General features: G+C 66.4%; 9 protein-coding genes and 1 pseudogene. 6 read left to right on the top strand and 4 right to left on the bottom strand.

Annotated features, from left to right (window positions below; all coding sequences use genetic code 11):
* Positions 1 to 15: 15 nt before the first annotated feature.
* The 3 genes from ACLJO0_RS36630 to ACLJO0_RS36620 all read right to left on the bottom strand — a co-directional run bounded on the left by ACLJO0_RS36630 (position 16) and on the right by ACLJO0_RS36620 (position 2698).
* Positions 16 to 1032, bottom strand: coding sequence for a hypothetical protein (locus ACLJO0_RS36630; protein ID WP_410583801.1), 1017 nt, complete (start codon positions 1030 to 1032; stop codon positions 16 to 18).
* 215 nt (positions 1033 to 1247) lie between these two features.
* Positions 1248 to 1973, bottom strand: a complete 726-nt coding sequence (locus tag ACLJO0_RS36625) for a hypothetical protein (RefSeq protein WP_410583799.1) — start codon at positions 1971 to 1973, stop codon at positions 1248 to 1250.
* A 533-nt stretch (positions 1974 to 2506) separates the two neighbouring features.
* The gene (locus ACLJO0_RS36620) at positions 2507 to 2698 is read right to left on the bottom strand and encodes a hypothetical protein (RefSeq protein WP_410583797.1); all 192 of its coding nucleotides are present in this window, start codon (positions 2696 to 2698) and stop codon (positions 2507 to 2509) included.
* Between the two features lie 240 nt (positions 2699 to 2938).
* On the opposite strand from ACLJO0_RS36620, the pseudogene dnaE reads away from it, so the two are divergent.
* The 6 genes and pseudogenes from dnaE to ACLJO0_RS36590 form a co-directional block, all read left to right on the top strand.
* Positions 2939 to 5128, top strand: a pseudogene (gene dnaE / locus ACLJO0_RS36615) (DNA polymerase III subunit alpha); the annotation flags it as partial.
* 104 nt (positions 5129 to 5232) lie between these two features.
* Complete coding sequence (locus ACLJO0_RS36610; RefSeq protein WP_410583795.1) at positions 5233 to 6054, top strand: hypothetical protein; 822 nt, start codon at positions 5233 to 5235, stop codon at positions 6052 to 6054.
* Positions 6009 to 6713 (top strand): hypothetical protein, encoded by a 705-nt coding sequence (locus ACLJO0_RS36605; RefSeq protein WP_410583793.1) that lies wholly within the window; start codon positions 6009 to 6011, stop codon positions 6711 to 6713. Before ACLJO0_RS36610 ends, ACLJO0_RS36605 begins: the two co-directional genes overlap by 46 nt.
* A complete protein-coding gene (locus ACLJO0_RS36600; protein ID WP_410583791.1) occupies positions 6713 to 8659 on the top strand; it encodes a hypothetical protein in 1947 nt (648 codons plus the stop codon). Before ACLJO0_RS36605 ends, ACLJO0_RS36600 begins: the two co-directional genes overlap by 1 nt.
* A complete protein-coding gene (locus tag ACLJO0_RS36595; RefSeq protein WP_410583790.1) occupies positions 8656 to 10740 on the top strand; it encodes an integrase in 2085 nt (694 codons plus the stop codon). Before ACLJO0_RS36600 ends, ACLJO0_RS36595 begins: the two co-directional genes overlap by 4 nt.
* Positions 10737 to 11168 (top strand): hypothetical protein, encoded by a 432-nt coding sequence (locus tag ACLJO0_RS36590; protein ID WP_410583788.1) that lies wholly within the window; start codon positions 10737 to 10739, stop codon positions 11166 to 11168. Before ACLJO0_RS36595 ends, ACLJO0_RS36590 begins: the two co-directional genes overlap by 4 nt.
* A 199-nt stretch (positions 11169 to 11367) precedes the next feature.
* Here ACLJO0_RS36590 and ACLJO0_RS36585 read toward each other — a convergent pair whose 3' ends face one another.
* A complete protein-coding gene (locus ACLJO0_RS36585) occupies positions 11368 to 12477 on the bottom strand; it encodes an LGFP repeat-containing protein (protein ID WP_410583786.1) in 1110 nt (369 codons plus the stop codon).
* Between the last annotated feature and the right edge of the window lie 260 nt (positions 12478 to 12737).

Below are 12737 nucleotides of genomic sequence, written 5' to 3'. Positions count from 1 at the left end.
AACGCGGTCATTTGGCTATTCGATTTTGCGGTATTGAAGATACTTCACGGCGGCGTGTGCGGCCGTGCCAACGGCTGCGATTCCCATTCCGACCGGTGTCGTCGCGCTGGCTAGTTTCGCTGCGATGAACGCCATAACCGGGATAGCCAAGACTGAAATCAGGGTGGGCGTTGTGAACGTTGCCCAGCGCCACGCCCACGTTTTCAGAGGCTGCTGGGCCGCTGAGCAAGACGTAGGAGAGCCGCGTAGCGTCGTTTCGAGCTTGGCGCATGGGTCTGCTTCGACGACCACGCGGGAAATGACAGATAGAATCTCCCGGAGGTCGTCGCGCGCTACGCTATTTGACAGATTTGGCGCTGCGGCGAGCGCCAATAGCAAGCGTGTCTTCAGCTTGTCGCGAAGGACTGTGTCCCCCTGCAGATGACCGCGGCCGCTGATACTCATGAACTGGTCGGGAATCGTGGCAGCTGCATGGCGAAGGTATCCTCGAAGCTTCCTGATACGAATTTGCTGTATCCTGGCAGGATTTCCTCGCCATACGCGGAATTGCTGCTCTGATTCGATTCCGTCGACCTCCTTCAATGACTCCAGTATATGTGCAATCTGAAGCCGAATGCGGTCATGAGCGAACCGTGGCGCCCATACCCGCATCGCTAAGATCAACAACGGTAGCCCTCCAAAGAGGAGAACCGCGGCAGGAATCAGGCCGCGTGGCATCTTCTCAAGAACGCCACGAAGGGATCCAACGGTCAGAAAGGTGATGCCGACGACATAGAACGCCCCCCACTCTGCCCGGTGAACGCTCCACCTGGCCCGACGTGCTTCTGCAGGGGTATTCAAACCTCGCTCAACGAACTCAGCGAAGATGCCCAAACGGAACTCGCTCACGTCCTTGCGTACTCCACGGAGCAGCCACCCGCCGATGCGGCGCAGGATCGACCGACGGCGGCGACCAGGCACTTTACGGGGCTCCGCAACGTCAGGGGCAAGTACTATCGGGCTGGGAACAAGATCGTTACTCGTGGCGGTCATCGTCCTCATTCGCTATGCAACATTACGGGCGTGCTGACTTAGAGAATTGTGAGTGATAGTGCTTTCGCGCCGATGGTCCCTGGTGACGATTTCCGCACATACTAGTAGAGCAGGCGTGTCCGGGCCGAAGGGCAAGGCGTTCAATATAGCGTGAGGTCTCCTTGGTGCGCAGTGGTCTCGTGTGGTCGCGTCAACGCGACGACGCCGGAAGCCTGCTATCGAGCTCGCCAGAACTGCCACCACTTCCGCCGTCGGCTCCTCAACGTCAAGGTCGTCACGGGAGCGGCCTGCTGTGGCTGACGTTGAACGGGATTCGGGAGAGGGGCAGGTTGCGGAATCGCGATCGGCACCGTGGGCGGTTCGGTGGGCAGCGTGGGAGGCCTCGTCAGCGGCGGTTCGGCTGATTTCGCGGCCATGACGTCGTCGAGGCGTGCCTGTGCTGCCACTTTAAGTGCCTGCTGCTCGGCTCGGAAAGTACGGTAGCGGTCGACGTCGGTGTCCAGCGCCCATAGTCCTGACGGGTGTCCCAGTGCGTGAGGTGGGTACCAACGGCGCCGACCGGAGAGGACTTCGCGCAGGAAGGCGTAGCCCTCCATCGTTCCGGTGCGGAACCAGGCGGATCGCGGGTTGGCCGAATTCATGGTCGATGGCGGGTGCGCGACAGTGGCGAAGACCTGCAAGTGGGCCCGGGAAGCGAGGTCCTGGTCCTCGGGGTCTGCCCATGGGCTTAGTGTCCGTATCCGGGGATTGCTCTTGTCGATCACCCTGAACCGCACGGCCGGCAGCGTGAACAAGGCCTTGGTCAATGCCTTGGAGTCCACGCCGTCGACGATCCACCAGCAGACGGTCCCGCCTTTTGCCTCCCGGGCTTGGGTACGTTTTTGGAACTGGGTGGAGCGCAGCTGGACCTCGAGGCAGTATCCCGGCTCGTGAACGAACACGTCGGCACGCGTTGAGGGGTGTTCCGGCGTGGCTGTGTAGCCGAGCCTGCGGGCGATCGTGGTCAGTCAGTATTTGACCCACTCGTGCTGCGCCGTCTCCGGGCCACCGCCGTGATCATGGTCGGCCCAATGGTCGCAGGAGCGGTCGACCGACTTGAACCTGAAGAATCGGGGATTCTGCTTGAAGCTGCGGTTCTCGCACGAGATCAACTCGACGTCGCAGCCAGGCTCCGGGCATACGAGGGGAGGGCGGGGCGTCTGTCGAACGACCGCCCAGTCTTCGGGATCGCCGACCCACAACGGCGCCGACCGTGGCTGATGCCGGAGCTGAGCATGTCGCTTGCGCTGCGTATGTCGACATGGATCCATGTATCCGTTATCCCACGACCCACCGACAGAAACGCGGCGGTCACGATCATCGTCGGCGGCTGGCGGGCGCCGTGCTAAGCCGGCTCGACTGGAAGTCCCGGGATGTTTGCACCCGCCGTGCGGAACGCGATGGCCATCCCGGGCCGGATCGGGTCGGATGAGGTCTAGTTCGGCACTTCGGTCCAGGTCGGCATGTCGCGCAGCGTGGAGGCGGCGACGAGGGCGGGGCGAGGAGTGCCGTCGAAGGGTTGGTAGTAGGTGGTGTCGTCGGGCAGGACGTACCAGTGGCCGCCGCCGAGGGAGGGCTTGTCGGCGGTTTCGTACACGGTCGCGCCGGTCAGGTCGGATTCGTCCACTGCGCCTCCCAGGTCACTCTTACGGCCTAGCGTGTTACCAAGTCGAGTCAACCATGCCAGCCGCTGCGCGTGGTTCGCCGGTCGGAGTGGTGGCGGGTCCACTACCTGGTGTTATGTCGGCCACTGGGCTTGACGGGAGCCGTGTTCGGCGTTCAGGATCGTCGGCAGAGTTCGTGCGTATGTTCGAGTGTTTGTCGCTGGCTTCCCCCCACGGCAGAGCGTGTGTGGTGTGGAGCTGGTGTGGCGTTCAACAATCCTGCTGTCCCGTGGCGTGAGATTCAGCGGGTCGCGTCCGGTCGTCCTCGTGTGGAGGGTGATGGGAACGATGCGCCCGCGTGGTCGCGCAAGCGGGAGGGCTATGCGGGGCCGCCGGTGGATCTGCGGGTCCGTGAGGGGGACGACGACGGCGGTGCGGTGCCGCGGGTGCCGTACGCGGAGTTGCACGCGCATTCGAACTTCAGCTTCCTCGACGGCGCCAGCCACCCCGAGGAGCTGGTCGAGGAGGCCGCCCGCCAGGGTTTGGATGCGATCTTCCTGACCGATCACGACGGCATGTACGGGGCGGTGCGGTTCAACGAGGCCGCTCGCGAGCTCGGGGTCCGCGTGGGTTTCGGCGCGGAGCTGTCGCTGGATCTGCCCGCGCCGCAGAACGGCGTCGCGGACCCGGGCGGGGCGCATCTGCTGGTGCTGGCCCGCGGCCTGGAGGGCTACCGCCGGTTGTGCCGGGTGATCTCGCGGGCGCAGCTCGCGGGCGGGGAGAAGGGCTGCCCGCTCTATGACGAGGACGCGCTGGTCGATGATCTGGCGGGGCATGTGCTGGTGCTGACCGGCTGCCGCAAGGGCCGGATCCGCCGCGCCCTGGCCGTCGGCGACAAGGTCACGGCGATGTCGGAGCTGGTGTCCCTGGTGGACAGGTTCGGACGCCACAACGTGGCGGTGGAGCTGATCGATCACAGCCTGCCGCTCGATTCGACCTTCAACGACACCCTGGTCGCGATGGCGGAGGCGGCGGGGGTGGTGACGGTGGCGACGAACAACGTCCACTACGCCCACCCCGGCCGGGGCCCGCTGGGTGACGCCGTCGCTGCGGTCCGCGCCCGCCGGTCGCTGGATGACATGGAGGGCTGGCTGTCGGCGGCGCACATGGCGTTCGTGCGGTCCGGCGCCGAGCAGGTCGAGTTCTTCGCGCGCTATCCCGGCGCGGTCACCCGCGCCGCCCTGCTCGGCGTCGAATGCGCCTTCGACCTGAACCTGGTCGCACCGGATCTGCCGCCGTTCCCGGTCCCGCCGGGGCATGACGAGATGTCGTATCTGCGGGAGCTGACGTGGGCGGGTGCGGCGAAACGCTACGGGCACCGCGAGGACTATCCGAAGGCCTACGCGCAGCTCGAGCACGAGTTGAACGTGATCGAGAAGCTGGGGTTCCCGGGGTATTTCCTGGTGGTGTGGGACATCGTCCGGTTCTGCCGCGACGCCAACATTCTGTGCCAGGGCCGGGGATCCGCGGCGAACAGTGCGGTCTGCTACGCGCTGGAGATCTGCCACGCCGACCCGGTGAAGTGGGGCTTGCTGTTCGAGCGGTTCCTCGCTCCTGAACGCGATGGGCCGCCGGACATCGACATCGACATCGAGTCCGACCGCCGCGAAGAGGCGATCCAGTACGTCTACGACAAACACGGCCGCCTGCATGCGGCGCAGGTCGCGAACGTGATCACCTACCGGGCGCCGTCGGCGATCCGGGACGCCGCCAAAGCCTTAGGTCTCAGCCCCGGTCAGCAGGACGCCTACAGCAAGATCGTCAACCGCTGGGCTGGCGTGACGAAGACCAGTGAGGAGGCGGCGGGGGAGATCCCGGCCGAGATCCTCGAACTCGCCGACGCCCTCGAAGACTTCCCCCGCCATCTGGGGATCCACTCCGGTGGGATGGTGATCTCGAAGGAGCCGGTGTCGGAGGTGGTGCCGGTGGAGTGGGCCCGCATGTCCGGCCGGTCGGTGTTGCAGTGGGACAAGGACGACTGCGCCGCCGTCGGGCTGGTGAAGTTCGACCTGCTCGGCCTCGGCATGCTCTCCGCGCTGCACTACATGATCGACCTCATCGCCGAATATCACGGTGAGGCGGTCGACATCGGCAAGCTCGACCTCGCCGACCCGAACGTGTACGACATGCTGTGCGCGGCGGACGCGATCGGCGTGTTCCAAGTGGAGTCCCGGGCGCAGCTGGCGACGCTGCCGAGGCTGCGGCCGCGGAAGTTCTACGACCTCGTCGTCGAAGTCGCGCTCATCCGGCCCGGCCCGATCCAGGGCGGCTCCGTCCACCCCTACATCGCCCGCCGCCGCGGCGAGGAAACCTGGCGGCACAAACATCCCCTGCTGGCCCGGAGTCTCGATAGGACACTCGGCGTGCCACTGTTTCAGGAGTTCTTGGGGCAGTTCAAATATGTCTCACGAGATGCGCATGCCGGTTGATCGAGTTTTTGGATTGGCGGTGATCAGCTGCTATCTCTCGTGCGATGCCATCTCACGGAGGTACGAGGATGCGGCGGTTCACAGTGGACACCAAGCTGGCCGAGCAGTATCTGGAGAGCCCGGTGTTGTCCGGTGTGGACGTCGTGCGGCTGCTGCGGGAGCGGTCGATCTCGGACGGCACACCGATCTACCTCGACGACGAGACGATGATGCCGATCGAGCCGCTGTGTTCGTGGGGCCGGAACTTGTCCTACGCGGAGTTGTCCCGGACGACGATGCAGGACTACGGGCGGATCATGGCCCGCTTCGCCGCGTACCAGGCTTCCCGCAGTCGGGACGTGATGTCGGCGTCGGAGTCTGATCTGGTGGCTTACCGCCGCCAGCGCACCCAGCTGCAGCGGCGACCGATCGGTGTCTCGGCTTGGCACAAGGAGTCGGTGCTGCTGGACCAGTTCTACAATTTCCTGGAGAAGACCGGGCACCGGAGGCAGCGGCCGGTCCGAGTGGTCGCGCGGGGCCGCAACCCGTTGTCGCCCAGACTCCAGCGGGCGATGGACATCCGGCATCTCACGCTGGAGCAGTACCGCTACTTCCGGGACGTCGGCCTTGGCGGCCAGTGCCCGGACTCGCGCATCGACCGTGGGTTCCGCGGTTGGGCGCCCCACCGCAATCGGGCTGGGGCGGATCTGGCGTTGGGCACCGGGATGCGGTGGCAGAGTGGGCCACTGTGCTGTTGCCCGAACTCGGCATCGGGACCGCCAAGCCGGGAATGTCGGCGGAGTTCACCGTCCAGGCCTGCGCCAAGTACGGCAAGGCCCGAGGGATCTATGTCCCCGAGGAGTCGATGCGCTCGGTGGAGACCTACCTGCTGCTGGAGCGGCCAGAGCTGACCGCGGCTGCGGCCAAGCCGCTGGAGCGGCGGCATCGGGAGCTGTTCGTGGTTTCGCGGATCGACCGGGAATCGGGCCTGATCCACGGAGTTCAGGACGGCGAGCAGCACGTGTTCACCCTGGCGGGCATGCCGCCAAGTCTGCGACGGATCACTGTTCACGAGGGCGAGTTCGGGTTGGAAGCGCTGGCGGTGTTCGTTTGCCGCGGCGGGCTGATGCCTGGCGCGGACTCCTGGAAGCGGTATCGGCACGCGGCCTGGCGGCGCATGGTCGCCCTGGCTGATGAGTCCGCACCGCGCCTGCCTGGGAGACGGTGGCGCTGGCATGACCTCAGGCACACGCACGCTCTGCAGCTGCTGACCTACCTGGAACGGCAACTGGAGGGTGCCGAGCCCGATCCCGCCGCCCGGCAATGCCGTCACATGCGCTACCTGACCGAACACGTCCGCCGCAACCCACTGCTGATCGTGAGCCGACGGCTCGGTCACTCCAGTCCCGCTGTCACCTACGCATACCTGGAATACACCGACGATCTGATCAACGAGTTCGAGGAGGCCTTCAGCGGCTGGATCGGCGCGCAGACCGAGGAAGTCACGTATGCCCAGATCGCCGCCCATGCCTTCGCCCTCGATGGCGAGCCAGGACAGGACCTCGGCTGATGGCCGCTCAGGACGCAGGCTGGCCGGAGGACACACTGGCGGGACGGGTCGGCATCCGCGAGGTCCGGGTTCTGCGGTCGCAGGGACGACCGGTGATCCAGCGGCTCGACCCGGACGCGTATCGGTGCTCGCGTTTGGCGGCCCAGCTTGCCGATGAATGGGTGGACTACGTCGCGGCCACCGAGATCACTAGCGCCCCGTCGGGTGCCTACCGGCGGGGCATCGACCTGTTCTGCATCGCCGTCGACAGCGATCCCGGGGTCAGCCCGGAGTCGACGGATCTGGAAGCTTCGCAGCTGGCGCGCGTGTTGGCCAGGTGGGAACGTCAGTTGCCGGCGGCGTTTTCCCCCGGATCGAGGTGGGCTGCCTTCATTGCCAGGGCGCTGCGCGTGCTGATCATCCGGCGGGATGACCACCCGGGCCGGCCTGTCGCGGACGAGATCGTTCGCTTCGCCCGAGGCCCGGCGACGACGCACTCGCGTGAGTCCTCGGAACGCGATGAGTTCTCCCGTCACGACAAACGGGCTCTGATCAAGGCCGCTTGGGCCGAGGTCAACGCGTTGGAGCACCGGTTGGACAACGGCTGGCACCTTGCCGCGCAGGGCCGACACCCTGAGCAGGGGAGCTGGCTACACCCGCCGGACTTGCTCTGGGGTATTTCCCGGGGAACGGTCGCTTTGAGTGAGCTGCGCGCGCAGCTTCCGTCGCATGTTGGTGAGTGGCCGGACGAGCTGCGGAGACTGGTCGCCCGGCCGGACGGGACGATCATGCCGAACCTCGCCAAGCGGCTGCTCGTCCACCACCTGATCGCGCAGCTTTATCCCAACACGATGGATTTGCATGCCTTCCGGGTTCTGCTGATGGACGCCACCGGCCTGAGCTCGGAGGAGGTGACGTCCTTCGGCGCGAAGGACGTCGAGTTTCTGCCTCAGGGCGTGAGGCTGACGATCGTCAAGAAGCGCGCGGGTCGGGTCCGCCACCGCGCCTTCCGCGACGACGCACCGCGGCCAGGCGGCGTCGAGCAGCAGGCTGAGGATCGCGGTGAGCCAGCCGCCGAAGGACCGGCCACGCACGACCTGCACGATCGGCCCCGAAGAGAAGTCACCGCGATCATCCAGCGGCTGTTGAAGGTCACCGCGAAGGTCCGCGAACAGCTTTCGGAGATCGAGGACTCGCTCTTCGTTCGTGCGGCGTTTCTGCCCAACTACGCTTTGGTGTTCCGGCGTTGGGACCCCGATTCTCCACGAACGACGTTTAGCGCCTGGCTCACCAGCGTCGGCGTCGAGGTCAGCGGACCAGCCCACATTGGCCGGCTGCGCAAGTCCACCAAGGTCGAGAAGGCCATCGTCGCCCGCGGCAGGGTCGGGATCGCAGCTGATGACCACACCCGAGAGACCTTCGCTGGGCACTACGCGCAGGGCACCACCTTGCGGATCATCTCCGGCGAGGTGATCACCGCCGCCCAGCGACACTGGTTCGACAAGGCCATCACTGGGCCAATCGTCATTACGCCGGAGGCCGAGGCAGCTGCCGGCGACAGCGCACGGCTGCAGGAGCTGGGGATCCCCGCCGAACAGGCCGAGGGCATCGTGACCGGCCAGCTGGATATGGGCCTGTCGCACTGCAAAGACCCCTACGACTCGCCGTTCAGCTCCACCGGGGAACTCTGCTCGGTGGCACCGTTGCGTTGCCTGGAATGCCGCAACGCCTGGATCCTGCCCAGCCACCTGCCCCAGCTGCTGTTGTTCGAGCAGCACCTGGAGAACACCCGCCGCCGCATGCCCCCGGACCGGTTCACCGCGCTCTGGGGCCAGACCTACACCAACCTCCGCGCGGTCCTGGCCGACCGGACCGTGGAAGAGAAAGCGTTGGCGCGCAAACACATCGACGCTGGAACCGCCGCATTACACCTGCCTCTGACCGCACACCAGGAGTTCGACCGGTGAACCTTGACCAACCCGCATCCGAACGGCGATCACTCTTCGGCGAGAAGGACGCGGTCCTGCAAAGCCACCCGTTGCTAGAGTCCGCCCGCCACCCCGACGCCACGGTCCCACGCTTCGGTGACACGGCCGGTTGGGACTTCAACGGCATCGTCCGCCGCCCAGCTAACCTCAGCCCCGCCGAATGGCGGATCCAGTTCTCCTCAGGCCTGGAGGAGCCCCACTGGAATCTGCTGGCCCGCGAACTGCTGACGGCTATGGCGAACCCACACCACGAGGTACTCCAGGAAGCCGGCGTCTATCTGGGCACAGCCCCAGCGAAAATCGCTACCTTGATCCAGGCCGCCTCCAAGCTGCGCAGCCTTCACGCCTGGTCCAAGACCGCCGGGCTGCCCCCTGACCCCAGCCACTGGAATGCGGCGGATCTGCGGCTGCGGGTGAAGAGCCTGCGGGCGACCCAGAAGCCAGGCACGGTCGCGACCCACGTCGCCTTACTCAAGCGTCTCGCCGCCATCGCCTCGGCCCTGACCTGCGACTGGCCCGGTGAAGACCCGTGGCCGGGACGCAGCGCACGCCAGGTCGCGCACTGCGCCGGCGAACGAGAGCTTGCGACCAAGGCCATCCCTCCAGAGATCTGGTTCCCGCTCATTCGCGCGGCCTGGGCCTACGTCCACACCTTCGCCCCGGACATCCTCCGGGCCGTCGGCCGCCGCGACGAACTTCTCGCCATCGCGTCACCGTCGATCTTGGGCCGCCACGCCGGGGTCGAGGCCTGGCTGGCCAACACCGCGAACAAGATCCCCGTCCACGCTGCGACGCAGGAGGACGGCCAGCCACGGGTCAACTGGCTCCTACTGGACCTGCTGGTCGGACTGCGTAGCCAGCCCACCTACTCCCTCGTCAAGAGCTCGCGACACAAGTCGCATGTTCTGCGGGCTGCCGCCGAAGGGCGGACTACCACGCAGGGACTGGTGGACGGCCTTGCGCAGGTGAGCAGGCCGGACGGCACCGTCGGCTCGTGGCACCCCGGCATCGGGCCGCAGCATCTGTTCAATCTCACCGTCGCGCTGCGCAATGCCGCATTCGTGCTGGTCGCTGCGCTGTCGATGATGCGGGATTCGGAGATCCATGCCATTACCCGCGGGAACGTCGTTGAGCACTACAACTCCCCGGCCCTCGCGTCCATCGACGAGAAGGGCAATCCCAGCTCGCCCCGCAAGCACTGGTGGATCATCGAGCCGGTCGCCGAGGCCATCGCGGTCGCCGAGGCGGTCTCCCCACACGCCGAGAGGGTCTTCGCGCCACTGGCGCGCCCGCACGTGAGCGAGACTGTCGACGGCGCGGAGATGACGGCGGCGTTCATCGCCTTCGTCAACGCGTCCCGGGACTGGACCGGGCTCGAGGAGATCCCTGCAGGAAACGCTCGGCCGCACATGTTCCGCCGGACGATGGCGATGCTCACCGACCAGTTCCCGGGATCGGAGATCGCCCTGGGTATCCAGCTCAAGCACGCCACAACCCGTGCGCTGGCCAACCGCGTCACGCAGGGCTACGCCGCCTCGGACCCGTCCTGGTCCAAGCACCTGGAATCCGCGATCGACGCCGCCCGGTTCCGCCACATCAGGGACCTCTACCAAGCCCACAAGAACGGCCACCCGGCCGGGTTCGGCCCCGGAGCGGCACAGATCAGCAAGGCCTTCGACGAGATCCAGGAGTCGGTCGCGGCACGCGGCGGGGACGCAAGAGTGGAGGAAAGCCTGCTGCGCAAGGCGCGGATCACCATTCGGTTCGGCACGCTCAACCACTGCCTGTTCGACCCCAGCAACCCCGTCGGCGCGGTCTGCCTGGAACACGCCACGATCCCGGACGGCCACACCGGGCCACTGGAGGAACGCTGCCGCCCGGATCGCTGCCGCAACAGCCTGATCGGCGCCGAGCACGTCCCGATCTACGACGCGCATCGGCGCACCCAGCTCGCACTCCTGCAAACCCCGAACCTGCCCGCCTGCCGCCAAGCCCTCATCCGCCGCGAGCTGGAACGAGTCGAGACCGTCCTGGACACCATCCCGAAGGAACCACGATGAGCACGAGCCGCACGATCACCAGCGACGGCGTCTCCACTGCGACATCCGAAGCCCTACGCGCCGCCATGCAGCGGTTGTTTGAAGGCAAGCCCCGGCGGACCGACGGCCGGTTGACCAAGGAGAACCTCTGGCGCGAGGCCCAAGTCAGCCGCGCGACGATGAACCGGGCCACAGGCATCCTGGCCGACTGGGAGGCCCACCTCACCCAGCATGGCGCCCTCACACCGGGCGAGGCCCGCCGCGACGACGAGATCGGTCGGCTCCGAGCACGACTGGCGGACAGAACCCGCGAGAACACCGAGCTCCGGAAACAACTTCAAGCCGCTGCGACGGCGATCGCAGCCCTACACCACGACAACACCCTGCTGAGGCAGGACCTGGAGCAGGACGGCAGGATCATCGCCCTCCACGAGCACCACCGCAGATGACACCAGGACGGGCAAGCAGAGACGAGCACCAATTCACCCATACCACCCGGAGCTGTTGGCATGTCGACGCGAACTTCCCCAGGGACATCGCGGAGCGCTCCACCCGACGTACGCAGCTGACGGATCTTCGGACGTCCGGCCCTTGCCCAAATCGGACAGTGGCGTTCGGACTTGAAGGGAGCCGATCCGGCGTCCGGGTCTATGAGGTGGTGAGGATGGGAGCGGTGGCTCCTCGGTTCCAGGTGATGGTGCCGTGTTGGAACGTCTGGGTCCATCCGGTGGGGGTGGGTTGTTCGTCGGTGGTGGGGAAGCCGAAGCGTCCTTGTTCCCAGCCGTTCTGTCGCCAGGTTTGCCGGATGGAGCCCTGGACAGTGTGGGTCTCCTTGGTCTGGTCGCTGTAGTAGATGGAGGCGTTGGCCGGACTGTTGGGGTCGAGTTGGTTGGCTTCGGTGGGCTGGCCGAAGTGCACGTAGGCGCCGGCGCCGTTGGGGCCCGTGGCGTTGGGGGTGGGGGCGAGGCTGGTGAGGGGTTGGCCCTGCCAGGCGGTGCGGCCGAGCGATACCCATTTTTTCCAGATGGGCCCGTACAGCGTGTGTGCGCGATCGGGTTCATCGAACGGGGTGATTTCGGGGTTCCAGTAGATGGATCCGCCGTTGCTGCTGCCAGCGGCGGGGTTGCCGGTGAAGTCGGCGTACCAGCCGCCGCCGGGGGCGTCGCCCTGGCTGGTGGCAGGGTAGCCCAGCGGGCCGGCGGGGCCGCCGGTTTCGAGGTATCGGGCGAGAACGCTGCCATAGATCGCGCGGGCGCCGGTGGTGGCGGTGTAGTAGATCGCGCCGCCGTCGTAGTACTGCTCCCATCCGACGTTCTCGGAGCTTTCGGCTGCGGACGGGTTGGCGCGGTGTATGCGCCCGATGGGCTCGCCGAGGTAGAAGTTGGCAAACCCGTCGGCGGCGAGCCGTTGCCGTTCGGCGGTGACCGCGGCGTAGCCCCGTGCGGTGGCGGCGCTGATCAGCCGCAGAGCGGACGCGGCCGTCTGTTCTTTGCCGGCTCCGACCGCGGTCCAGCCGCCGAGGTCGATGTCGACGGCACCGGCGGCACCGGAGCCGTCGATGAGGGTGACGGTGATGGGGTGGGCGTTGTCTCCGGCGAGAAGGTAGGCGCCGGGGACGTCTATCGCGTACTCGCCGAAGTCGTCCGGGATCTTGAAACACACCGGCCGGCCATCCCCTGCCGAGGACTTCACCCGCACGACGTCGGTGCGCCCGGCGCAGCTCACCGGCTCCAGTGTTACCGGATCCGCGACGGCCACGGCCGGCACGCTCAGCCCCACCAGGACACACACGCCAATCACGACGATCCGAGATACGCGCAACACTGTTTTCCCCTCGGTGAACCAGCCAACTCGAGCTGACGTATCGGAAATCGCGCACTCCGTATCGCGGGATTCTGACTACGTCCGCACGCCATCATAAGCACTATCGACTTACCGGAGACAGGCGGATGCCTTTTGTATTGTTCGCAGTACGGGTAGGCGTTTACTACTCTTGAGTAGCCGCCGGAAATTGACAA

The sequence above is a fragment of the Amycolatopsis sp. lyj-108 genome (genome assembly GCF_046549005.1).
In the GTDB taxonomy this organism is placed as follows: Bacteria; Actinomycetota; Actinomycetes; order Mycobacteriales; family Pseudonocardiaceae; genus Amycolatopsis.
Note: the sequence above shows the minus strand (reverse complement) of the source record. Positions and strands in the feature narration are given on the sequence as shown.

Coding starts and splice junctions, on each gene's coding strand:
- ACLJO0_RS36630 (WP_410583801.1), bottom strand. CDS start 1,032: ATGACCGCCACGAGTAACGATCTTGTTCCCAGCCCGATAGTACTTGCC.
- ACLJO0_RS36610 (WP_410583795.1), top strand. CDS start 5,233: ATGCGGCGGTTCACAGTGGACACCAAGCTGGCCGAGCAGTATCTGGAG.
- ACLJO0_RS36605 (WP_410583793.1), top strand. CDS start 6,009: ATGCGCTCGGTGGAGACCTACCTGCTGCTGGAGCGGCCAGAGCTGACC.
- ACLJO0_RS36600 (WP_410583791.1), top strand. CDS start 6,713: ATGGCCGCTCAGGACGCAGGCTGGCCGGAGGACACACTGGCGGGACGG.
- ACLJO0_RS36590 (WP_410583788.1), top strand. CDS start 10,737: ATGAGCACGAGCCGCACGATCACCAGCGACGGCGTCTCCACTGCGACA.